The 22,936-nt window shown below is 70.9% G+C and carries 22 protein-coding genes; 8 read left to right on the forward strand and 14 right to left on the reverse strand.

Going from position 1 to position 22,936, the window contains the following annotated elements:
* Positions 1-9: 9 nt before the first annotated feature.
* Complete coding sequence (locus CK206_RS13990) at positions 10-1,086, reverse strand: GNAT family N-acetyltransferase (RefSeq protein WP_096906751.1); 1,077 nt, start codon at positions 1,084-1,086, stop codon at positions 10-12.
* Positions 1,079-1,747, reverse strand: coding sequence for a peptide deformylase (locus CK206_RS13995; protein ID WP_096906752.1), 669 nt, complete (start codon positions 1,745-1,747; stop codon positions 1,079-1,081). The genes CK206_RS13990 and CK206_RS13995 overlap by 8 nt, the downstream gene beginning before the upstream one ends.
* Positions 1,748-1,930: 183 nt before the next feature.
* Here CK206_RS13995 and CK206_RS14000 point away from each other — a divergent pair, with 183 nt between their 5' ends.
* From CK206_RS14000 to CK206_RS14010, 3 genes are all read left to right on the forward strand, one after another.
* Positions 1,931-2,269: a DUF3263 domain-containing protein gene (locus CK206_RS14000; protein WP_096906753.1), complete on the forward strand. Its 339-nt coding sequence runs from the start codon at positions 1,931-1,933 to the stop codon at positions 2,267-2,269.
* Between the two features lie 15 nt (positions 2,270-2,284).
* Complete coding sequence (locus CK206_RS14005) at positions 2,285-3,079, forward strand: LytR C-terminal domain-containing protein (RefSeq protein ID WP_096906754.1); 795 nt, start codon at positions 2,285-2,287, stop codon at positions 3,077-3,079.
* 90 nt (positions 3,080-3,169) lie between these two features.
* Complete coding sequence (locus CK206_RS14010) at positions 3,170-3,508, forward strand: hypothetical protein (protein ID WP_096906755.1); 339 nt, start codon at positions 3,170-3,172, stop codon at positions 3,506-3,508.
* 136 nt (positions 3,509-3,644) lie between these two features.
* Here CK206_RS14010 and CK206_RS14015 read toward each other — a convergent pair whose 3' ends face one another.
* The 10 genes from CK206_RS14015 to CK206_RS14060 all read right to left on the reverse strand — a co-directional run bounded on the left by CK206_RS14015 (position 3,645) and on the right by CK206_RS14060 (position 16,308).
* Positions 3,645-4,013 (reverse strand): monovalent cation/H(+) antiporter subunit G, encoded by a 369-nt coding sequence (locus CK206_RS14015; protein ID WP_067719292.1) that lies wholly within the window; start codon positions 4,011-4,013, stop codon positions 3,645-3,647.
* Positions 4,010-4,237, reverse strand: coding sequence for a monovalent cation/H+ antiporter complex subunit F (locus CK206_RS14020; RefSeq protein WP_241504579.1), 228 nt, complete (start codon positions 4,235-4,237; stop codon positions 4,010-4,012). The genes CK206_RS14015 and CK206_RS14020 overlap by 4 nt, the downstream gene beginning before the upstream one ends.
* A gap of 65 nt (positions 4,238-4,302) precedes the next feature.
* The gene (locus CK206_RS14025; RefSeq protein ID WP_096906756.1) at positions 4,303-5,079 is read right to left on the reverse strand and encodes a Na+/H+ antiporter subunit E; all 777 of its coding nucleotides are present in this window, start codon (positions 5,077-5,079) and stop codon (positions 4,303-4,305) included.
* A gap of 1 nt (position 5,080) precedes the next feature.
* The gene (locus CK206_RS14030) at positions 5,081-6,706 is read right to left on the reverse strand and encodes a Na+/H+ antiporter subunit D (protein WP_067719289.1); all 1,626 of its coding nucleotides are present in this window, start codon (positions 6,704-6,706) and stop codon (positions 5,081-5,083) included.
* Complete coding sequence (locus CK206_RS14035) at positions 6,703-7,332, reverse strand: Na(+)/H(+) antiporter subunit C (RefSeq protein ID WP_067719286.1); 630 nt, start codon at positions 7,330-7,332, stop codon at positions 6,703-6,705. Before CK206_RS14035 ends, CK206_RS14030 begins: the two co-directional genes overlap by 4 nt.
* Positions 7,329-10,373 carry a Na+/H+ antiporter subunit A gene (locus CK206_RS14040; protein ID WP_096906757.1) on the reverse strand — a complete coding sequence of 1,015 codons (3,045 nt, stop codon included), beginning with the start codon at positions 10,371-10,373 and terminating at the stop codon, positions 7,329-7,331. Before CK206_RS14040 ends, CK206_RS14035 begins: the two co-directional genes overlap by 4 nt.
* Before the next feature lie 132 nt (positions 10,374-10,505).
* Positions 10,506-11,054, reverse strand: coding sequence for a hypothetical protein (locus CK206_RS14045; protein ID WP_069388499.1), 549 nt, complete (start codon positions 11,052-11,054; stop codon positions 10,506-10,508).
* 198 nt (positions 11,055-11,252) lie between these two features.
* Positions 11,253-13,529, reverse strand: coding sequence for an AAA family ATPase (locus CK206_RS14050; RefSeq protein ID WP_096906758.1), 2,277 nt, complete (start codon positions 13,527-13,529; stop codon positions 11,253-11,255).
* Positions 13,530-13,580: 51 nt separating this feature from the next.
* A complete protein-coding gene (locus tag CK206_RS14055; protein WP_067719275.1) occupies positions 13,581-14,768 on the reverse strand; it encodes an alpha/beta hydrolase family protein in 1,188 nt (395 codons plus the stop codon).
* Positions 14,769-14,871: 103 nt separating this feature from the next.
* The gene (locus CK206_RS14060) at positions 14,872-16,308 is read right to left on the reverse strand and encodes a M20/M25/M40 family metallo-hydrolase (protein WP_096906759.1); all 1,437 of its coding nucleotides are present in this window, start codon (positions 16,306-16,308) and stop codon (positions 14,872-14,874) included.
* A gap of 80 nt (positions 16,309-16,388) precedes the next feature.
* On the opposite strand from CK206_RS14060, the gene CK206_RS14065 reads away from it, so the two are divergent.
* On the forward strand, positions 16,389-17,138 hold the full coding sequence (locus CK206_RS14065) for a hypothetical protein (protein ID WP_240341389.1): 750 nt from the start codon (positions 16,389-16,391) through the stop codon (positions 17,136-17,138).
* Between the two features lie 25 nt (positions 17,139-17,163).
* On the opposite strand, the gene CK206_RS14070 is transcribed toward CK206_RS14065, so the two are convergent.
* Together CK206_RS14070 and CK206_RS14075 are read right to left on the reverse strand one after the other, a co-directional pair.
* Positions 17,164-17,883: a hypothetical protein gene (locus CK206_RS14070; protein WP_096906760.1), complete on the reverse strand. Its 720-nt coding sequence runs from the start codon at positions 17,881-17,883 to the stop codon at positions 17,164-17,166.
* Between the two features lie 7 nt (positions 17,884-17,890).
* Positions 17,891-18,367 carry an SRPBCC family protein gene (locus CK206_RS14075; RefSeq protein ID WP_096906761.1) on the reverse strand — a complete coding sequence of 159 codons (477 nt, stop codon included), beginning with the start codon at positions 18,365-18,367 and terminating at the stop codon, positions 17,891-17,893.
* A 285-nt stretch (positions 18,368-18,652) separates the two neighbouring features.
* Here CK206_RS14075 and groL point away from each other — a divergent pair, with 285 nt between their 5' ends.
* The 4 genes from groL to CK206_RS14085 all read left to right on the forward strand — a co-directional run bounded on the left by groL (position 18,653) and on the right by CK206_RS14085 (position 22,857).
* Positions 18,653-20,275, forward strand: coding sequence for a chaperonin GroEL (gene groL, locus CK206_RS14080; RefSeq protein WP_067719261.1), 1,623 nt, complete (start codon positions 18,653-18,655; stop codon positions 20,273-20,275).
* A gap of 643 nt (positions 20,276-20,918) precedes the next feature.
* A complete protein-coding gene (locus tag CK206_RS20045) occupies positions 20,919-21,062 on the forward strand; it encodes a hypothetical protein (RefSeq protein WP_173674795.1) in 144 nt (47 codons plus the stop codon).
* A 140-nt stretch (positions 21,063-21,202) separates the two neighbouring features.
* The gene (locus CK206_RS19900; RefSeq protein WP_159981150.1) at positions 21,203-21,376 is read left to right on the forward strand and encodes a hypothetical protein; all 174 of its coding nucleotides are present in this window, start codon (positions 21,203-21,205) and stop codon (positions 21,374-21,376) included.
* A 365-nt stretch (positions 21,377-21,741) separates the two neighbouring features.
* Positions 21,742-22,857, forward strand: coding sequence for an alpha/beta hydrolase family protein (locus CK206_RS14085; protein ID WP_096906762.1), 1,116 nt, complete (start codon positions 21,742-21,744; stop codon positions 22,855-22,857).
* The last annotated feature ends 79 nt before the right edge of the window (positions 22,858-22,936 follow it).

The raw sequence follows: 22,936 nt of genomic DNA on the forward strand, positions 1-22,936 counted from the left end.
GAGCCGGTGTCAGTCGACGACGACGAGGTGGCGCAGCGAATGGTGCGGCTGCAGTCCGAGCTTGGCCCACAGGCCGCGCCCGGCGGAGTTGTCCGCGAACACGTGCAGGTGACATTCCTGCGCGCCGAGGCCCAGTCCCCACTCCACGAGCGAGCCGGTGACCACCTCGGCCAGGCCGCGGCGGCGGTGGGCGTCCGCGGTCTCCACGCACGAGACCGCGATCCGCGCTTCGCCGTCGGGACCGGTCGTGACGGCGCCCCGGGCGATCGCGGCCAGCTCCCCGTCCTCCTCGAGTCGGGCGAACACCGCGTGGCCGCCGGGGCCGGGGGAACCGGCGTCGGGCCCGGAGGCGACGAGCCCCGCGGTGGCGAGCATCGCGGGCCGGACTCGCTCGGGGTCGAGGTCGGCGGTGGCGTGGTAGAGCGCCAGCCAGTCGTCGTCGGGGCGCTCGGCCAGGGTGACCGCCGGCCGGGTGGGGGCGGGGAACGCCTCGTCGACCACCGCGAGCAGGTCGCGGCTGTCGGCGGTGCACAGCAGGAGGTCGCGGTCGGCATGGATCCGCGAGGCGTCCACCGGGGCGCCGTCGAGTTTCATTCGCTCGGATTTCACCAGCCGGTCCACGTCCACCAGGCGCAGCGGCAGGCCGCGGGCGGCGTACCAGTCGCGCACCCCGTCGAGGTCCTCACAGTTGGCCCACGGCAGGACGGGCACCGCGGAGTTCCCGCGGTAGGACCAGTCGTCGCCGGCGCGGCAGAACCAGCCGTCGACGATCTCGTACTCCCGGCCGGGCCACGCCAGGGCGCCGGCGTACTCGCGCGCCCGGATGGCGCGGGCCCGCACCGGCCGCGGCGGAACCACCTTGAGTACGGCGATGTCGGCGTCGGGGATCCGCACCTGCTCACCGGACTCCCGGGCCACGACCAGTTCCGGCTCGAGTTCGACCACGCGACCGATGACGTCGGTGTACAGGTGCGAGGTCTGGCCCGCCTCCAGATGACGACGCACCACCACGCGATCGCCCACCGCCACCCGGCGGCCGGCGTTCCACCGGGACCGTTCCGACAGGTCCCGGTCCCGCTCAGTCATGGTCGGGGACGACCTCGTCGTCGTCGTAGTCGTCCTCCTCGTCGGCGAACGGGTCCGGATCCGTGGCCGGGTCCCAGCTCAGGCCGGGCACTCCCCAGCCGGCGTCGCGGATGTGGCGCTTGGCGGCCTTGCGGTTCCGGCCGATGAGACCGTCGGTGTAGAGGAAACCGTCGAGGTGACCCACCTCGTGCTGCAGGCAGCGGGCGAACAGTCCGTACCCCTCCACCGACACGGGTTCGCCGTTCTCGTCGGTGCCCGTCACACGCGCCCACCAGGCCCGTCCGCGCGGGAAGTTCACCGCGGGGACGGACAGGCAGCCCTCGAGGTCGTCCTCCGGATCCGGCATCGTCTCGGGGATCTCGGAGGTCTCGAGCACCGGGTTGACGATGCACCCGCGGCGGTTGAGCCAGCCCCCGCGCGCCTCGACCTCCTCGCGGGTCACGCCCTCGCCGTCCTCGGTGTCCAGGTCCGGGCAGTCGTAGACGAACAGGCGCTTGCGCACGCCGATCTGGTTGGCGGCCAGGCCCACCCCGTTCGCGGCGTCCATCGTGTCGTAGAGATCCTGCACCAGCCCGGCGAGTTCCTCGGGGGACTCGGTGACGGGCTCGGTGGGGGCGTGGAGCGCGGGATCGCCGAGGATGACGATGGGACGGACGGCCATGGTGGTCGATTCTAGAGCGCCGGACATGGCGATGTGTCGGAGGCGTGTGGTTCACTACGGTGGAATCACAAGGGTGTATTTCACCCGCACAGCGTTCCACTCGCACGGTATTCCATCCGCACGGTGATCCGGGTAGTGGTCATCAGTGGTCAACAGAGGTCATCACGGTCAGGAGGCAGGCACATGGGTCGCTCAGCCACCGCGGCACGCGAGGTGCAGCGCGAGAAGGACCGCGAGCAGGGGACGGCCGAGCTCCACGCCGCCGATCCCGTCCTGTCCGACCGAGACCGGGCCATGCTCGAGTTCGAGCGGCAGTGGTGGAAGTTCGCCGGCTCCAAGGAGGAGGCGATCCGGCAGCAGTTCGACATGTCGGGCACGCGCTACTTCCAGATCCTCAACGACCTCATCGACCGCCCCGAGGCCCTGGCCGCGGACCCGCTCCTCGTCAAGCGGCTGCGCCGGATGCGTTCCAGCCGACAGAAGGCACGCGCGGCGCGCAACCTGGGAATGCGGCTCGACTGACCTAGACTCGGCGGCGTGAGCTCCCAGTCCGGAAACCCGCAGTACGACAGCCCGCAGCCCGGCGATGCCGAGTACGGCGATCCCGAATACGGCGGCCCGCACGGCGCCGACGACCCCTACACGCCGGGCGACGGCCCGGCCATGGACGAGCCGACCGGCCCGCCGTACCGCGCCATCGCGATGGTGCTGCTGGCCGCGGTCGTGCTGGCGGTCGGCGTCGGACTGGTCCAGCTGTTCGGCGGTGACGAGGACGAGGCGACGCCCACCGCCGACGACACCACCTCCCAGGTCGAGCAGGACGCCTCGGCCGGACAGGGTGCCGATGGTCAGACCGGAACCGACGGCGCCGGCGCTGCCACTGCCCCGGGCGACGCCGGGGCCGGTCAGGACGGTGCCGGCGGCGCGGACGGTGCGCCCGGCGGAGGAGCCGACGGGCAGGACCCGCAGTCGGGCGACCCCGCGGCGCCCGCCCCGGGCCAGCCCGCCGGGCAGGTCCCCGGCGGAGCGGTGCCGGACGTGACGTCCGTGCCCGTGCAGATCTTCAACAACAGCACCGTGACCGGGCTGGCCGGCCGCACCGGTGAGACGCTGCGCGAGAACGGGTACGCCGTGGGTGAGGTGGCCAACATGCCGTCCAACCGCGGCGTCGTGGCGGAGTCGACCGCCTTCTACGGCTCCGGCCCCGGCGAACAGCAGGCTGCACAGGCGATCGCCTCCCAGTTGGGCATCACCGCCAAGCCGCGGCCGGCGGATCTCGCGGACGAGGCGCCAGGGGTGATCGTGATCGTCACCCAGGATCTCGACCGCTGACCCCTGAGGATATGATGAGCCCACGCATTCCGTTCCGCGGGTTGCGTGCTCACTAGCGACTTGCAGCTTCCCGAGATCGAAGGAGCCCCCATGGCCCCGCGTCAGACCGCCCGCCGCCTCCTGGTCGCGGCTCCCGCACTCGCCCTCGCGTTCGCCGTGGCCGCGTGCAGCCCGCCCAACGAGCAGCCGGCCGAGGCCGACGCGCCGTACACGCTGCCCAGCTACACCGAGGACGCCGCGCCGACGAGCTCGATCCCGGAGACGCAGGAGACCGACGTGCCCGAGGGTGCCGGCGACTTCGAGCCCGGCGTGACGGAGACGGGCACTCCCGGTGGCGAGGGCGGCGGCCAGGCCACCACCGACGACGGCGTGGTCGTCCCGGGAGCCGGGCAGCAGGCCGGCAACGCCCCGGCGCAGCCCGCCCCCTGAGCAGCCCGCCCCTGACTTGACGGGTCGGCACCACCCCCGGACGACGAGAAGAGCGTCCCGTACACGTTCCCCGAGAGGGACAGGTGCGGGACGCTCTTCTCGTTGAGCCGGCGGCCGGCCCCGGCCGCGCGACGGGTCAGTTGGCGGCGCTGCCGTCGAGGCCCGACCCGGTGAACTTCTCCAGCACGGGGGCCTCGTGGGTGATGGTGCCGTCCTCGACGCTCTCCCGGTAGGCGAGGTTGCCCACGCGGTTCGCGATCACCGGCGCCGTGCACACGGCGACGATGGCGGCCAGCACGAGCATGCCCAGGTCGATGTCCGGGAAGATCCGGATCCCGGCGCCGAGCAGGATCAGCACGAGGCCGAGGACCTGCGGCTTGGCGGCCGGGTGCATGCGGCTGAGGGTGTCGCGGAAGCGGACGAGGCCGATCGCGCTGGCTAGTGTCAGCAGCGCCCCGGCGAGGACGAACAGTGCGGAGATGATCTCCACCAGGTCGTTGGTCATGGGAGGGCCTCCTCGGGCGTTCCGACGGTGTCGTTCACGCGGAAACGGGCCACGGACACCGAGCCGAGGAACGCCACGAGGGCGAGCGCGACGAGCGCGGCGGCGGGGGTGGTGTCCTTGGACCAGGCGATGTAGACGCCGATGCCACCCTGGGCGACCGCGACGAGCGCATCCAGGGAGATCAGGCGGTCGAGGGTGTTGGGGCCGCCGACGAGCCGGATCATCGTGGCGAACAGCGCGGCCGTCAGCGCGATGATGGCCAGACTCCACAGGATGAGCGAGATGATGTTCACCGGGGGGCCTCCTGTTCCGGGGTGGGGCCGTCGGCGTCGTCCGCGTGGTGTGCCGCGTGCTCGGCTGCGGCCTGCTCTGCTTCGGCTCGTGCAGCTTCGGGCTTTTCTGCGTCGGTGTGGTCTGCGGCGGCGTGAGCTGGCGCGGCTTGGTTAGCGGCGTGGGGTGCGGATTCCGCGGAGTCCGCGGTGCCCACGGTCGTCGGGGCGCTGTCGGCGGGTGCGGAGTAGTGCTCCGGGCTCGGCTTCCAGTCCTCGTCGCGCTCGAAGGCGCGCTGGTAGAGCGTCTCGATGTGCGCGGTCTGGGATCTGAAATGCTCCACGGCGTCGTCGGTTCCGGTGTTCAGCACGTGGATGTAGACGTACCGGGCCGCGGGATCCACGCGGACGACGATGCCGCCCGGCATGAGGTTGAGGGTGTTGACGGCCAGCGCCAGTGTGAAGTCGGATTTCAGCCGCATCGGGGCGCGCAGCACGGCGGAGCGCGGGGGAGCCTGGGGCCGGACCGACAGCCAGGCGACGGCGATCGACGACCGGACGAGGTAGTAGGCCACCACGATCACCAGCCACACCATCGACACCGGCCGCAGCAGACCCTCGACGGGGACGCGGGGGAGCGGGAGGACGGCCATCACCACGGTCGCGACGATGAGTCCGGCGGCGATGGTGCCGATGTCGATGCTGCCCCACAGCAGGACCCAGGCGAATGCCAGCCACAGGGTCATGAACAGGCGGGCGCCGAGCACCCGCGGCTCCAACGTCATCTTCCGGGCCATGTCAGCGCACCCCCGTCACGGAGTCGACGAAGCGTTCGGGTGTGGCGTCGGTGGGGACGGTCACGAGGTACTCGACACGCTCCCGCAGACTCTCGGCGGCGCCGTCGGTGACCGCGAGCAGCGGGCCGGCGAAGACGGTCATGAGAAGCGAGACGACGATGAGCGCCCACGTCGGGGCCAGCATGCTCCACGGCATCCGCCCGACCTCGTCGCGCTCGTCGAACTCGACGTACTCGTCGGACGGCAGCAGTGCGAGCGGCTTGGCCAGCGCGATCGCGCCCTCGGGGGCGTCCGCCCGGGGCCGCCAGAACGCCTTGGACCACACGCGCACGACCACGTACAGCGTCAGCAGGCTGGTGACCATGGCGCCGGCGACGAGCACCCACATGAGGACCCCGCCGACCTCTGCGCCGGCCTGGACCACGGCGAGCTTGCCGACGAAGCCGGAGAACGGCGGGATCCCGCCCAGGTTGAGCGCCGGGATGAGGAACGTGACGGCGAGGACCGGGCTGACGACGCCGAGGGACCCCAACCGGCGGAGGGAGGACGACCCCGCCTGCCGTTCGATGAGGCCCACGACCAGGAACAGTGTGGTCTGCACGACGATGTGGTGGCCGACGTAGTAGATCGCGGCGCTCAGCCCGGACTCGGTGGACAGGGCGACCCCGAAGATCATGTAGCCGATGTGGCTGACCAGGGTGAACGACAATATCCGCTTGATGTCCGACTGGGCGATCGCACCGAGGATCCCCACGACCATCGTCAACAGGCCGGCCACCAGGAGGACGCCGTCCATGCTGCCCCCGGGGAACACCAGGGTGTGGAAGCGGATGATCGCGTAGACGCCGACCTTGGTGAGCAGACCGGCGAACACGGCGGTGACCGGGGCGGGCGCGGTCGGGTACGAGTCGGGCAGCCACGTGGACAGCGGGAACACGGCGGCCTTGATGCCGAACGCCACGAGGAACACGGCGAAGATGGTGTGCCGCAGGCCGTCCGGGACCTCGGCCATCCGGGTGGCGACCTGCGCCAGGTTGAGCGTTCCGACGGCGGAATAGGTCAGCGCGATGCCCAGCAGGAAGACCATCGAGGACACCATCGACACAACGGTGTACGACACGCCCGCGCGCACACGTTCCTGACTGGCACCCAGCGTGAGCAGCACGTACGACGCGGCCAGCAGCATCTCGAACCCGACGAACAGGTTGAACAGGTCGCCGGCGATGAACGCCGCGTTCAGGCCGGCGGCCAGCGCGAGGTAGGTGGGCAGGAAGACCGAGGTCGGCTGGTCGCCGTCACCGTCGCGGACACCCTGGCCGACGGCGTAGATGATGACCGTCAGCAGGATCACGGCGGATACGCACAGCATCAGCGCGCTGAGCCGGTCCGCGACCAGGGTGATGCCGACCGGGGCGTCCCAGCCTCCCACCTGGACGGTGTGCATCCCGTGTTGTTCGGTCAGCACCAGCAGGATGCCGGAGATGACCAACACCCCGGTCAGGGTGGCGATCGTGATGACGTTCTGCACCCGCGGTCGGCGGGAGACCACCAGACAGAGGGCGGCCGCCAGCATCGGGGCGAGGACGACCGACGGGATGAGGTAGCCGAAGAGTTCGGGGGAGATCACAGGTCCTCCTCCTTTCCGGCGTCCTTGTTGCGCTTCACGCGTCGATCGATACGTCGGGCCTCCGCCTCGGCGCGGGCCCGTGCCTCCGCGCGAGCGTCGGCCTCGGCTCTGGCCCGGGCCTCCGCTCGGGCTTCGGCGGCGGCCTCGGCTTCGGCCTCCTCGAGGTCCTCGTCGTCGTAGTCGACGTGGTCACCGAGTTCGGTGGGCTGACCGGTGGCGTGGTCGTCGGAGGCGTCACGGTCGGGAGCGGACCAGGCGTCGGTGGGGGAGCGTCGGGCGATCTTCGTGTCCTCGACGTCGTCCGCGACCTCGTCCACGGTGGTGAACTGGTACGAGCGGTAGGCCAGCGCCAGGATGAACGCCCCGACACCGGCGGTGATGACGATGGCGGTGAGGATCATGGCCTGGGCCAGCGGATCGGAGTCGGTGGCGTTGCCGCCCCAGGTCCGGTCGCGGATGGGCGGGTTCCCGGGGGCGCCGCCGGCCGCCAGCAGCAGCAGGTTGACGCCGTTGGACAGGATCATGATCCCCAGCAGGATCTTGATGATGGCGCGCTCGAGCAGTAGGTAGACGCCGGCGGCGCTGAGGATGCCCGCCAGGAGCAGCAGTGCGAAGTCGGCGGTCATGGCATCCCCCGGGAGGTCGTGCCCTGGTTCTCGGCGGCTCTCAGGCGGTCGGCGCGGCGGGCGGCCAGGTCGGACCGCGGTGCGGCGCCGTCGACGCCGGGGACGCGGCGCAGGGAGGCGGTGGACGGCGAGTCGGTGGCGTCGACGTAGACGGCGCGGAGTTCCTCGAGGTCCTCGGCGTCCAGGTCGAGTCGGGCGCCGAGGCTGCGGAGGATGTCGAGGACGAGACCGACGACGATGAGGTAGACCCCCGCGTCGAAGAACAGCGCCGTGACGAACTTGACGTCCCCGAAGACGGGAAGCGTTCCCTCGAAGGTGGCGCTGGACAGGGGAGGTGCCCCGAAGAACATCGAGGCGGTGGCCGTGCCGGCGGCCAGCAGGAGCCCGAATCCGAGGATCCGGCCGGCGTCGATGGGGATGGCCTCCCCGAGTTCGTAGCGGCCACCGGCGACGTACCGCAGCACCAGGGCCAGACCGGCCACCAGACCGCCGGCGAAGCCACCGCCGGGGTTGTTGTGCCCGGCGAAGAAGAAGAACAGGCTCAGGATCATCATGGTGGGGAAGATGAGCCTGGTGGTGACCTCGAGGACGAGGGAACGCGCGCGCGGATCGCGGACGGTCGCCCCGACCAGCCAGCGGCCGGGGGAGGCGCCGGGAGCCTCGACGACGATCCGGGCGGCCTCGATGCCGCGCCGGCCGGAACGCGTCTTGCCGGCGTCGGCGAGGCGCGGGCCCGAGCCGTAGCGGCGGTTGCGGAAGACCAGGCTGGCCACACCGGTGGCGGCGACGAGCAGCACCGTGATCTCGCCGAGGGTGTCCCAGGCGCGGATGTCGACCAGGGTGACGTTGACCGCGTTGGCGCCGTTGCCGATGTCGTAGGCGAGGTCCGGGAAGACCGTGGACACGGCGGGTCGCTGGCGGGCGTTGATGGCGTAGGCGCCCACGATCACCACGAGCAGGCCCACCCCGATGCCGAGCCAGGCGCGGGTCCGGCGGAAGCCGTCCGACAACGGGACCTCGGCGGGCATCGTGCGCAGCACCAGGACGAACGCGACCATCAGCAGCGTCTCCACCAACACCTGGGTGAGGGCCAGGTCCGGGGCGCCGTGGAAGGCGAAGATGATGGCGACGCCGTAGCCGGTGACGGACATGCTGATCACCGCGGCGAGGCGGTTGCGCAGGACGGTGGCGGCGATCGCGGCGACGGTCATGGGGATCATGACGAACAGCACGACCGGGTTGCCCGCCAGCTCCATCCGCAGGCCCTCGCGGGTGCCGACCATAAGGGACGCGAACGGGAACAGCACGAGGGTGAACAGGATGATGCCGAGCGTCAGCGGGAGGGAGCCGCGCTGGATGCTCGCGGTCAGGCGCAGTGACAAGAGGTCGAAGAAGCGCAGGACGGCGTCGTAGATGCGGTCGGCGTTACCCAGCGCGGGCGACTCGAACTGCATCCGCTCGACGGTCCGCTGGGCGACATAGAGCATGGCTCCGAGCACGTACACGACCGCCGTGAGCGCCAACGGGATGCCGACGCCGTGCCACAGTCCCAGGTGGTAGGCCTCGTCTCCGCGCCACGGGCTGCCGGGCGGGAACGCGACATCGACGAACCGGACGAGGAGGTTCTCGACGGGCGCCGACCACAGGCCGAGCACCAGGCCGGCGACGGCGAGGACCGCGGGCACCGAGAGGAACATCGGGTTGACGGGCTTCGAGTCGGCGACCGCGGGGCTGATCCCGTCGGGGAAGGTCGGCTTGTCCCGGAATGCGCCCATGACCAGGCGGGCGGTGTACGAGAAGGTGAGCACCGAGCCCAGTACGAGGCCCGCGGTGACAACAATCGCGGGCATCCCGTGTAGTCGGCCCTCGGTCAGCACGGTGGCGAACGCGGACTCCTTGCCGATGAACCCGAGGAAGGGCGGGAGCCCGGCCATCGAGGCGGCGGCGAGGGTGAAGAACACCGCCAGTGCGGGCCGCGAGCGGCCGAGGCCCGACAGCTCGCGGATCTCGCGGGTGCCGGTCGTCTTGTCGATCACGCCGACCGCCATGAACAGGGACGACTTGAACAGCGAGTGTGCGAGCAGCATGGTGAGCCCGGCGAGCATGGTGTCCCGGGAGCCGATGCCCACCAGCACGAGCAGGAAACCCAGCTGGGACACCGTGCCGAAGGCCAGCACCAGCTTGAGGTCCGTCTCGCGTAGCGCCCGCCACCCGGCCATGAGCAGGGAGACCAGGCCCAGGGCGATGAGTGGCAGCTGCCAGGTGGACGAGCCGGACAACCCGGGACTGAACGCCGCGACGAGGAAGACGCCGGCCTTGACCATGGCCGCGGAGTGCAGGTACGCGCTCACCGGGGTGGGGGCGGTCATCGCCCCCGGTAGCCAGAAGTGCAGGGGAGCGATGGCGGACTTGCTCGCCGCGCCGATGATGACCAGGGCGAGAGCCCAGTGGACGAGGGGCCCCGACGGTGGGGCCGCGATGATCTCGCTGAGCAGGTACGACCCGGCTTCCTGCGCCAGGATGATCATGCCGACGAGCATCGCCAGGCCGCCGAGGGTGGTCACCAGCAGTGCCTGGGTGGCGGCACGCCGGGACGAGGCCCGCTCGGCGTAGTGGCCGACCAGCAGGAAGCTCAGAACGGAGGTGATCTCCCAGAAGATGTACAGCAGGATCATGTTGTCGGCCACGACCAGGCCGAACATGACGCCCGCGAAGGCGACGAGCTCCGCGGCGAACAGGTGGAGTCGCGGTTCGGAGTCGTCGAAGTACCAGGTGCAGTAGAACAGCACCAACGCACCGACGCCCAGTGCGATGAGGGACATCAGCGCGGACAGGGCGTCCATCCGCAGGTCGAGCGCCAGGTGGATGCCGGGAGCCCACTGGATGGACTCCGTGGGTACCCGGTCGAGGTTCGCGGCCACCCAGACCGCGCCGGCGGCGGGGACCAACGCCAGGAGCGGGAAGGCGCGGCGTCCGAACCTGGACACCAACGGGATCGCGATCAGGGCGGCCACGGCATGGGCCGCGAGGATCACGATCACCGGCGGCTCCTTTCCTTGCGTCGAACGGACGACGACATGCGGACGTATCCGCCGCGAGGCGGCGGGGAGTCGGTGGTCGACCGGGGCGTGGTTCCTGTGATCACTTTACAGAACGGTGTTTCCGAGCCGACTTCACCGCAGGTGGAGACGGGTCGCGGCGCTGAGCAGCGCCGCGATCGAGGCCTCGGTGGAGGTCTGCCCGAACCCGAGCGCCCACGTCTCGCGGCGACCACAGCTGGCGCGCAGGATCGTGCACCACGATCCGGCCTCGCCGAAGGCGTGGCCGCCGTGCCGGTGGCCCTCGTACTGGTGGAACTGCTCGATCTCCGCACGCGCGCCGACCTGGCCCAGCATGTCGGACATCGCGGTGACGTCACCGCAGGACTCGGTGGTCAGGCGGCGGGCGGTGAACTCGCCGGGCGCGTCCCCTGCGGCACGGGTGGCCAGGATCGCCTCGTAGGCGATGATGCCCCGACCCAGCGGGCGGCGGGAGAAATCGGCCAGATGAAAGCGGTCGGAGGACGGGGCGTAGGTGTCGAGCAGCGTGCGCCAGTCCAGGCCCGCGGCCTCGGAGGCGAACCCTCGTGGCAGCCGGCGGCCGAATCGATCCGCGAAGGGGCAGATGGGAGAGCCGGTGGTCGCGTGGGGTCCGCCGAACGTGGGATTCGCCGTGGGGGTCATGGAGTTCTCGCTTCTGGTGCGTCGGTGAGATGACCGACGTCAGAAGGAGCAACCACGCAACGGGGGTGCCGGTCTGTCAGGCCCCGTTACGTCCGGTTACTACGAGAATCTTCCGCATGGTCAGACACTCTAGGCCGCCGGCGTAAATCCCGGCAAGCCCGTGGCGCCCCGCCCCCGCGCGCGGCACCCTCGCGCTGCTCAGCTCTCGCGACGCTCGGCGTACTGCCGGAGGTCCTCCACCTGCACGGGGTCGAGAGTGGGTCTGACCGCGCGGCGGGCGCGATCCACGTCGTCGGCGGTGACCTCGGCCGCGTCGATGTCGCGACGCATCGCGGTCAGCGCCGACTCCCGCAGCAGTGCGGCGCAGTCCGCGGCCGAGTACCCGTCCAGGTCGGTCGCGAGCTCGGTCAGGTCCACGTCGTCGGCCAGCGGGACGTCCCGGCCGGCCGCCCGGAGGATGTCCGCCCGGGCCTCGGCGTCCGGCGGGGGGACGAACACCAGGCGTTCGAGCCGCCCCGGACGCAGCAGGGCGGGGTCGATGAGTTCGGGCCGGTTGGTGGCGCCGAGGATGACCACATCACCCAGTGGCTCCGCACCGTCGAGTTCGGTGAGCAGGGCCGCGACCACCCGGTCGCCGACGCCCGAATCGCCGGACTGGCCCCGCCGCGGGGCGAGCGCGTCGATCTCGTCGAGGAACACCAGCGACGGCGCGGAGTCCCGGGCCTTGCGGAACAGGTCGCGGACGGCCTTCTCCGAGGACCCGACCCACTTGTCCATGAGCTCGGCGCCCTTGACCATGTGCACCGTCAGCCGGCCGCTCGCGGCGAGGGCCCGCACGACGAAGGTCTTGCCACACCCCGGGGGGCCGTACAGCAGCACGCCCCGCGGCGGCTGCACCCCCAGCCGTTCGAAGGAGTCGCGGTGCTGCAGCGGCCAGAGCACCGTCTCGGTGAGCGCCTGACGTACCTCCTCCATGTCCCCGACGTCGTCGAGGGTGATCGATCCGAGGCTCAGCTCCTCGGTGCCGGACCGGGACAGCGGCCGGATCACGCTGATCGCGCCCAGGAGGTCGTCCTGCTCCAGACGGGCGGCGGGGTGGTCTGGCGCGGGACGGTCGGGTGCAGCGTGGTCGGCGGCGCTGTCGCCCGCGGCCCGCCCGGCCGCCCGCAGGGCCGCCTCCCGGGTCAGTGCCCTCATGTCGCCGGCGACGTACCCGGGGGTGCGCTCGGCGATGGCGGGCAGGTCCAGCGTCCCGGTGGGCACGTTTCTGAGCATGACCTCCAGCAGCGCGGCGCGGTCGGCCGCGTTGGGCAGGGGCAGGTCGAGCACGCGGTCGCAGAGGTCGGGTTCCCGGAGCCGGGCGTCGGCGTCCTCTGGGCGCACGCAGGTCGCCACCAGCACCGATCCTGGGGACGCCACCACCGACCGCAGTCGGTCGAGGACCAGCGTGGACACCGGCTCGGGCTGGGCGGGGAGCAGTGCGTCGACGTCGGTGACCAGCAGGATCCCGCCATTCTCGCGGGCCCGCTCGGCGGCGGCACGGACCGCCTCGAGTCGTGAGGCGGGGTCGAGCGCTCCGACCGAGGGCCCGTCGACCACCTCGAGCCGCCGGTGGCCGGCGACCGAGCGGACCAGCGTCGTCTTGCCGACGCCCGGAGGTCCCGCCACCAGCACCCCGAGGTGCGGCGACGCGCCCAGCGTCCGCAACAACTCCGAGCGGTCCAGCGCGAGGGAGAGCCACTGCTCCAGCACCTCGGCCCGGTCGGCGACGCCGACGAGGTCTTCCCTCGCGACGGCAGTGATGGCCGAGCCGCCGGCCGTCTCCGGGCCCGCGCTGCCCCCGGCGGCGGCAGGAGCCGCCGCGGTGGGGGAGCTCGCCGTCGGACCGGTGCCCCCGGCCCCCGCGCCCCCGGTGCCCACGCCGGTCACGATCGCCGTGGTGGGCTGCACGGAGACGGTCCCGCCGGGCACGGTCGCGGTGACGGTGAGCAGCTCGGTGCCCCATGCCGCGCCCATGGTGTTGCGCAGGGTGCGGGTCGTGTCGGAGGTGGGGAAGTCGGGGCCGAGGTCGCGCGGCATCAGCGTGACCGAGTCCCCGACCCGCACCACCTTGCCCAGCAGCGCCGACCGCAGCACACGCTCGGCGACTCCGCGACCCGCCGGCGGGAGGCCCTGGACCTCGACGGACTGCGCGCCCGTCACCTCCGCGGCCCGCACGGTCACCCGCGCGTCTTCACCGAGGCCACAGTTGGCGGCCACCACCTCGTCGACGACCAGCACGCCGCTCGGCGCGCCCGTGGCCGCGGCGGCGACCACGGCGCCCGTCGTGCGGGCACCGATGATCTCGATGGCATCCCACTCGCGCATCCCCAGCGCGAGGATCACTTCCGGGTGTGCGCGGACGATTCCCCGTCGGGAGTCGGCCGCGGACGCCGACAGGCGCAGGGTCAGGTCAAGATCCGGGCGGGGGTTCACGGAGGTGAGCGTATCGCGGCGAGCGCCGGCTCCTCTGGGTCCCCGGTGGGGTTACAGCGCGCCGCGGATGGCGTTCCAGGCGACGGGGATCTGACGCGAGTAGTAGGACCAGTTGTGCAGCCCGGTGGGCAGGTGGTCGATCGTCGCCGGGATGCCCAGGTCCCGCAGGCGACGGTCCGCCGCGCGCGTGCACTGCCCGGTGGCCTGTTCGAGCGCCATGCCGGCGATGAAGTTGGCGGCGTCGTTGTTGTAGTCCTCCCAGTCGCCCGGGTTGGCCACGCCCGTGCCGGACGAGAGGTAGATCGCCTTTCCGCGCAGCTCCTCCGCGTTGATCAGCGCGTCGTGGGCCGCCCACTGCGCGGTGCCCGGCTCGCCCCACATGTTGGTCAGGGTCGCGCCGCGGCTCTCCACGGTGTAGCGGGTGAGGATCTGACCGAGCGTGCCGGTGGAGTAGCAGCCCGAGACGCCGAAGACGGCCCGGTAGAGATCGGGGTGGCGGGTGGCGATGGTCACGGCCGCGCCGGCGCCCATCGAGATGCCGCCGATCGCGCGGCTGCGGCTGGTGCTGACCTCGGGCTCGACCAGGGCGGGCAGGTCGCGGGTGATGAACGCCTCCCACTTGCTGATGCCCAGCACCGGGTCGGGCTCGTTCCAGTCCGCCCACATCGAACCCTGGCCACCGGTCGGGATGACGAGGTTGACGTTCTCGTCCGCGAACTGCTCTGCCGCGCCCCACTGCATGAAGCCGCTGGGGAGTTCGGAACCGACGCCGTCGAGGAGGTACAGGAACGGCGCGTTCTGATTACCGTCGGGCGCGCGGTAGACCTCGACGGTGATCCCGCGCTTCATGTCGGCCGAGTCGATGAGCCACCGCTCGTAGCGGCCGTCGACGTCCTTGCGCACGACACGGGTCTCGGTGATGTTCGGGTTGGGTTGGGGCGCCGGCGGCGGGGGTCCGGCGAACATGTTGGGGGAGAATCCGAGTCGGTTGGCGATGCCCATCATCGATGACCCGGACGAGCCTGGCAGGTTGCCGAAGTAGAGGAGCTGGCTGAGGCTCTCCGGCGAGATGGTGCCGAGAGCACCGTTGGCGATCTGCTCCGGGCTGATCGACCCCGGTAGCCCCTGCGCCTGCGCGGGGGCGGGGAGCAGCCCCACCGTCAGCGCGGCGGCGACAGCGGTCGCGAGGAGGGCGCGGCCTGCGCGGGTGACGCGGTGGGCGAGTGCGGGCACGGGCATGGCGGCTCCTTCTTCCGGGCAGCCGAGACCTGGTCGCGCCGCCTCTGGTGACAGTATCGGCCCACGGGCATCACACCGTTACCGGTTCTCCGGGCCGGGGGGCTCAGCGGTAGCGCTGCAGGAACGCCGCCTCCGCCAGTGCGATGCGCTCGATCTCCCGCGGGTCGACGCTCTCGTCGGGGGAGTGGATAGCGGCCGCGGGATCCTCGACGCCGAACAGTGCGATGCTCGCGTCGGGATGCGCCCGCTGCAGCGCGGTGCACAGCGGGATCGATCCGCCGGAGCCGACCACGGCGACCTCCTCCGCACCGTAGGCCTGCACCAGGCACTGCGAGAGCAGGTCGTGGACCGGGTCCGAGCCGCCCGCCGGCACCGAGCGGAACGGGTGGCCGACGGCCTCGGGTTCCACCGTCACCCGGGCGTTCCACGGCCTGCGCCGCTCGATGTGCGCGGTGAGTAGCCGCTGCGCCTCGACCGGGTCGATCCCGGGTGGAACGCGCAGGTTGATCAGGGCGCGGGCTCGGGGTTGGACGGCGGCGATCGCCCCCTCGACCGGCGGGCAGTCGATCCCCAGCACGGTCACCGCGGGCCGTGACCACACCAGGTCCGCGAGCGGGGCCGCCGTGGAGACCTCCACCCCGTCGAGGATCCCGGCGTCGGCGCGGAACGCCTCTTCGGGGTAGGCCTGCCCGTCCCACTCGCCGGTGAAGTCCAGGCCGTCGACGGTCGTGGCGCCGGTGGCGGGGTCGCGCAGCGAGGCGAGGATGGAGATGAGGGCGGCGAGCGCGTCGGGCGCCGCGCCCCCGAACTGTCCGGAGTGGACCCCGGCCTCCAGGGTGTCGACGACGACGACGAGGTTGGCGATCCCCCGGAGGCTGGTCGTGAGCGTGGGGGTGCCGACCGAGACGTTCCCGGAATCGGCGATGAGGATCGCCTCCGCCGCCACCAAGTCTGGCCGCGACGCCACGAGATCGTCCAGGCCCCCTCCGCCGGTCTCCTCGGAGCCCTCCACGACGAGTCGGATCCCCAGGCCGTCCAGCGGGTCCGCCCCGGGGTCGCCGACCTCGTCGTCGTCACCCAGGGCGGCGAGGGCGCGCAGGGCGGCGAGGTGCACGACGAGGTTTCCCTTGCAGTCCGCGGCACCGCGGCCGTACCACCGGCCGTCGCGCTCGGTCAGTTCCCACGGCGAGGACGTCCACTCGCCCGGGTCCCCGGAGGGCTGGACGTCGTAGTGGCTGTAGAGCAGCACGGTGGGGCGGCCGGGTGCGGCCGGGCGGTGGGCGAACACCGCGCGCGACCCGTCGGACGTCTCGATCACCTCGACCGAGTCCGGGCCCAGGCCCGGGATCGGCAGGTCCGTGAGCAGGCCGCGGACGAGGTCGCTGGCCTGTGCGCCGGCCTCCGGCTCGGCATCGTGCACCGACGGTAGGGCGACGAGATCGGCGAGATCGGAGCGGGCCCGGTCGAGTTGGGCGGCGACCGCGGCCGCGAGCGGGGCGAGATCGGCGTGGGGGTCAGCGAACGCGGGGGAGTCGGCCATGCGCACAGAGTAGTTGCCCGCTCCGACACGACTCGGCGACATGAACGGAAAGTGAACGCAGCATGAAGTATGGTGTGCACATGAGTAGCTTTGTGATCGTCGTCACCCCTGCTGAGAAGGAGCTCCGCGAGCTCACCTCCGTCGACGAGTTGCCCGCACGCGTGCGGGCGGACCTCGAGGCGCTGTGCGACGAGCTGTCGGAGCGGTTCCCGGAGGCCGAGGCGATCGGCGAGACCGGCGCTCTGTGCTCGCGCCCGGAGATCGACGGCGTGGGCGTGGTCATCCGGCCCGAGGTGATCACCCGCCCACTCGTGGTCAACGCCGTCATGCGGTACGCCGCCCCGCGCCAGCTCCGCGTGACCTCGCCCGAGCTGGGACTGGTGGCCGACCCGCGCGAGCGCATTGATGTCGACGTCCACCGTCGGCCCACCATGGTGGGCGCGGGGATCGCCGACCACGCGGTGCGCGGTCGACCCCGCGGCACGCTGCCGTGGGTCACCCGTGAACTCCTGGGCCAGCTGATCGGCAAGCTCCTGATCGACGGCGACCGGTTGGAGCTGGAGGTCGACGGCGAACGCTGCTTCCGCTTCGAGCGGTCTGGCGACTGCCTGCTCATCCAGGCGAAGGACGGGCCGGACGTCCCCGTGTGCCGACGGACCGTCCCGGTCGACGCGGCCGACGCCGCGGCGGACGCCGGCTGGGCGTGGGCCCGCTGCGACCAGGGGTGGGCGGAGTTTTTGCCGCGTGACGCGCGGACGGACGAGGTGATCGCACCGTCCGCCGGGGGCGATCCCGCGACGGGCGGACGAGACTCCGCCACCGCGGCCTGAACCGGGTGGCCGCGCCCGGGTGGCGTCACACCGAGATGTCGTAGCGCAGGGACGCCACCACGGCGTCGATCGTCTCCGTGGGCTGCACGCCGGCCTCGCCCTCATCGGACATGAGCACGAACACCAGTGAGGCCGGCGCGCCGTCCGGGCCCCGCGTGGACACCGCGATGGTGTCGAAGCGGATGGTCGGCGGGGTGCAGTCGTTGCGCGGGGGACGCACCTCGCCGCGCAGCGAGACGTACCAGGCGGGCACCCCCGAGACCCCGATCCTGCGGGCATCGGGGACGGGGACGTCGGCACCGGCCTGGGTGAACCGTCGGTCGATCGAGTCCGCCATGGCCCGGGACGCCGATTCGGCTTGTTCACGCGCCTCGCCCGGCAGTGCCGTCGCGCTGATGCCGACCAGGGTCCGGAAGCTCAGGCCCCCGAGCCGGCAGTAGCCACGGTCGGCGATGGCGTTGGCGGTGGTGACGTAGCCCGATCCCCAGTCCGATCCGGGGTCGCCGGCGTCGTCGTCGACCCCGGACGGGTCCCCGACCTCCCACCCCGGCGGAACCGAGTACACGAGCCCGGTGGGGCTGCGGACGTCCTGCCAGTCCGCCGGCGGGGGGCCGGCGGCCAGGGTGGGCCCGGGCTGCTCGCGGGCAGGGGCGTCGACGTCGTCGCCGTCGCCCGACCACAGGGCGCAGCCGGAGAGCGACGCGACGAGCGAGCCCGCGATGAGGGCCGCGGCGGCCCGGGCCATCCCGGCCTCAGCTCCGCTCGGCGAGCGCCTTGATCCGCTGCAGGGAGGTGGACACGCCCCGGTCCAGCTCGCTGGTGAACGACTTCTGTCCTCCGAACACCTTGTCGGTGAGGAATCGGGAGATGAAGGTCAGCCCGTCCGGGACCTCCCTGCGCTCGGTGAGGAGGGTGCCGCCGGCGGGGGTCGGCTCGAGGTCGAAGACCCAGATGGTGGTGTTCTCGGTGATGCGGTTGGCGAACCGGCGGCCGGGCTCGAACTCCACCACACGGCTGGTCGTGGGCCACAGGAGCGGCCCGCGCTTGTTGAGGTTCAGTGCCCACGTGCCCTTGGCGGTGCGGCCGCCGAGGGGGAAGATCTTCCAGGCCTGGCTGCTCCACTGGGTGGCGTTGCGGACCTCGGAGATGACCTCCCAGACCCGGGCCGGCGGGGCGTCGATCTCGATGGAGCTCTCGATGGCGCCTGCTGCGGCGGGTTCGGTGGGCATTGACGAGCCTTTCGGGCGAACGGGTGGGACGGCGTCTCGATGGTAGGGCAGGGCCGGGCGACATGAGGGTCGTTCGCCGAGCGCGAATCAGCCGTCCGGGTCTTTGCACTCGTCGGGGGCGAGTGCTAGAAAAGCGATTGGCACTCGGCTACCCTGAGTGCCAGCAAGATCTGAGAACCGAGGTCGCAAGGTGAGGCGCGGATCCGACACGGTCCGCACCGTCCGTCGCGGGCACCGACGCTGACCACACGCGTGTCACCCCATACCCGGAGGATGATTCACCCCATGGCAAAGATGATCGCGTTCGACGAAGAGGCCCGGCGCGGCCTGGAGAGCGGTCTCAACCAGCTCGCCGACGCCGTCAAGGTCACGCTCGGCCCCAAGGGCCGCAACGTCGTGCTGGAGAAGAAGTGGGGCGCCCCCACGATCACCAACGACGGCGTCTCCATCGCCAAGGAGATCGAGCTCGAGGAGCCGTACGAGAAGATCGGCGCCGAGCTGGTCAAGGAGGTCGCCAAGAAGACCGACGACGTCGCCGGCGACGGAACCACCACCGCCACCGTTCTCGCCCAGGCGCTCGTGCGCGAGGGCCTGCGCAACGTCGCCGCCGGTGCCAACCCCATGGGCATCAAGCGCGGCATCGAGAAGGCCGTCGAGGCCGTCACCAAGCACCTGATCGACTCCGCCACGGAGATCGAGACCAAGGAGCAGATCGCCGCCACCGCGGGGATCTCCGCCGGCGACCCGGCCATCGGCGAGCTCATCGCCCAGGCCATGGACAAGGTCGGCAAGGAGGGCGTGATCACGGTCGAGGAGTCCCAGACCTTCGGTCTGGACCTCGAGCTCACCGAGGGCATGCGCTTCGACAAGGGCTACATCTCGCAGTACTTCCAGACGGATCCGGAGCGCCAGGAGGCGGTCATGGAGGATCCGTACGTCCTGCTGGTCTCCGGCAAGGTCTCCACCGTCAAGGACCTGCTCCCGCTGCTGGAGAAGGTCATCGGAGAGAACAAGTCGCTGCTCATCATCGCCGAGGACGTCGAGGGCGAGGCCCTGTCGACCCTGGTCGTGAACAAGATCCGCGGCACCTTCAAGTCCGTCGCCGTCAAGGCCCCGGGCTTCGGTGACCGCCGCAAGGCCATGCTGCAGGACATCGCCATCCTCACCGGTGGCCAGGTCATCTCCGAGGAGGTCGGCCTCTCGCTCGAGACCGCCGACATCTCCATGCTCGGTAAGGCCCGCAAGGTCGTCGTGACCAAGGACGAGACCACCATCGTCGAGGGTGCCGGGGACCAGGGTCAGATCGAGGGTCGGGTCAACCAGATCCGCGCCGAGATCGAGAACTCGGACTCCGACTACGACCGCGAGAAGCTCCAGGAGCGCCTCGCCAAGCTCGCCGGCGGCGTCGCCGTCATCAAGGCGGGCGCGGCCACCGAGGTCGAGCTGAAGGAGCGCAAGCACCGCATCGAGGACGCCGTGCGCAACGCCAAGGCGGCCGTCGAGGAGGGCATCGTCGCCGGCGGCGGCGTCGCCCTGGTCAAGTCCGAGGTCGCCATCGATGGTCTGTCGCTCGAGGGCGAGGAGGCCACCGGCGCGAACATCGTCAAGTTCGCGCTCAGCGCCCCGCTCAAGCAGATCGCCCACAACGCCGGCCTCGAGCCGGGCGTCGTGGCCGAGAAGGTCCGCAACCTGCCGGGCGCCGAGGGCCTGAACGCCGCCACCGGCGAATACCAGGATCTCCTCGAGGCCGGCATCAACGACCCGGTCAAGGTGACCCGCTCGGCGCTGCAGAACGCCGCGTCGATCGCCGCGTTGTTCCTCACCACCGAGGCCGTCGTGGCCGACAAGCCCGAGCCCGCCGCGCCCGCCATGCCGGGTGGCGACGAGATGGGCGGCATGGGTTTCTGATCTGAGCCCTGCCTCCCCGGAGACGGTTGCAGCCGGGGTACCGCTGAGCGCGGTACCCCGGCTGCAACGCGTTTCGCCGGAGCACGGCGACAGAGGCGCACTCCTCCCTCTTCTTCGCCTCTTCTTCGTCAGACTGGCTGCGAGTCATCCGACCGCGACCAGACGGGAGTTCGGGGACGGGGATTGCGCCCCGCCGTAATCGGTCACGGCACTGCGGATGCGCTCGGACGGCTACACCGATGAGGAAGTTCGTGCCGTTGTGTACCAACAGTGCCTTTGTGTGCCAGCGGGAGCGTGAGGCATCTCTCTTTCGCCGCAACCTGGGATGACGAGGAGATGAACAGTTCGCGTCGCAGCTGGTGGGCGATGACCCGGATGGACCCCGAGGTCAACGCCGCGGTCACCGGCATCGAAGTTGGCCTGGAGGTTGATCGCCTACCCCGACGCCGTCTACGACCAGGCCGAGCAGCCCACGATGTTGTGGCGAACCGTCGAGATCGACGACTCGCCCCCGACCGGGTCCTCAGGACGCGCACAGTCGTCTTGTGGCCAGCGTCACTGTGGACAATCACGTGCCCTTGACTAGTCTGAGTGCAGCCTCGGAATCTGGGGCGGGACCGCTTATCCAAGGAGATTCATTCACATGCCTGACTTCAACGCGATCGCCGATGCCATCGGCGGCGTCTCGGACATTCTCAGCGGCATCATGGGCTTCGTCGGCTCGATCGGTGGCACCGGCTTTGAGGACGCTCTCGGTAGCCTCGAGGTTCTCAACGGCGCAGAGTAAGAGCTGTCCTGACACGGAGTCGGGCTCCCACGGAGTCGGGCTCCGGCGCTGGCCGCGAAACGAGCGGGCGGCCGGCCACGGCTACACCACCCCGAGCGCCGGAACCAACCGGGCTCACCCCAACTTCTAGGAGAAACATCATGGGCAGCGAAGCGTTTGAACCCACTGGCAGCATCGGCATGGTCCTCGGCGAGGGCGGACCCCTGGGTATCCTCAACGAGGCCCTCGGCTGGATGGGAGATCTCGCCAGCGGCTTGGGCTACTTCCTCGGTGGCGACTTCCAGGAGGCCTTCGACGCCGGCTTCATGGCCTGAGTCGAACCACGTTCCGACAGGGGGTCCGGGCTGTGTCCGGACCCCCTTCGTCGTGCCCGTCCCCGGGCGTTCACCGTTCCCGGGGTGGCGCTTGTATAGGAATTTCCTCATATCCGTAACGACCAGCCGGGTGGCGTCGATAATAGTGACGTGAGCCGCAAGGGCGGTCCCGCGGTTTCCGGCGGGCCACCCGGGTACGGGATCCCAGGATCATGCCCGGCGGCGCAAGGCTCGGCCCTGCTGGCACTCTCGCGAAGTGCGAGTGGGTCAGTGGGGCTTGTGTGACTCCTGGGAATTGAGTTAGCTTTCCTGCACGGGTCTGCCCGAGTCCGTCTGTGAACAACGAGAATGTAAGGCGTCGAGATATGCGTTCAGTGAAGCGGTTCGGCACGAAGGTCGCGACAGTGGCCCTCGCTGCGGCCATGGTCCCCGTCGCAGCCACGGGCACGGCCCAGGCCCAGGGCGGAAACATCCAGTACTCCAAGGCCACGGCCGCGAACAAGGTCGTCGAGACCAAGCTCTCCGACGGCCGCATGATCGTCTCGGTGTGGTCGGACAAGATGGCGATCGAGGTGCCCAACATCGTCCAGCCGCCGCGTGACGGCAACCCCGGGGCCCCAGTGCTGTACCTGATCAACGGCGCCGGCGGTGGCGAGGACTCGGCCACCTGGCAGGCGCAGTCCGACGTCAAGAAGTTCATGTCCGACAAGGACGCGTGGACCGTCACCCCGATCGGCGGCGCCTTCTCGTACTACACGGACTGGCAGCGGCACGATCCCAACGTCCAGACCCGCTTCGCCCGCGAGACCGACCGTCCGATGGCGTTCGAGACCTACCTCGCCGAGGAGCTCCCGAATCTCTTCGAGGGCAAGTACGGCGGTAACTACCAGGGCCGTAAGCGTGGCATCGCCGCGATCTCCATGACCGCCACCTCGGTCCTGACGATCGCGCAGAAGCACCCGGGCAGGTTCCAGGCCATCGGCTCGTACTCGGGCTGTGCCGAGACGTCCACCCCGATCGGCTACCAGTTCATCAACATCGTCACCGGCATGCGCGGCGGCGCGAACCTCGACAACATGTGGGGCCCCTTCCCGGGCGAGCCCCGCACGGGGACCAACAACTGGTTCGACAACGACCCGGTCTGGGGTGCCTTCCGCTTCCAGGAGCAGATGAAGAACAACCAGCTCCCCGCCATGTTCATCTCCACCGGCAACGGCCTGCCCGGGCCGCACGAGTCGCTCGAGAACTGGCGTCTGCGCAACAGCATCCCGGCGCTGGCCAACCAGGCGATCGTCGGCGGCGTCATCGAGGCGGCCACCCAGTACTGCACCGCCAACCTCGCCCGCCGCTTCGGCGAGCTCGGCATCCCGGCCCACTTCGACTTCGCGCCCAACGGCACGCACTCGTGGGGTTACTGGGAGGACGACCTCAAGCAGTCCTGGCCGATGATGGGCCGCGCCATGGGCGCCAGCTGGGGGTGAGTCCGCTCCCCCGGGGCAGGGGTCGTACGCGCCGCCCCGGATCTCCACGAACCCCGCCCCGCCCGCAACGGGTGGCGCG

The sequence above is a fragment of the Dietzia sp. WMMA184 genome, assembly GCF_002441635.1.
Classification (GTDB): domain Bacteria; phylum Actinomycetota; class Actinomycetes; order Mycobacteriales; family Mycobacteriaceae; genus Dietzia; species Dietzia kunjamensis.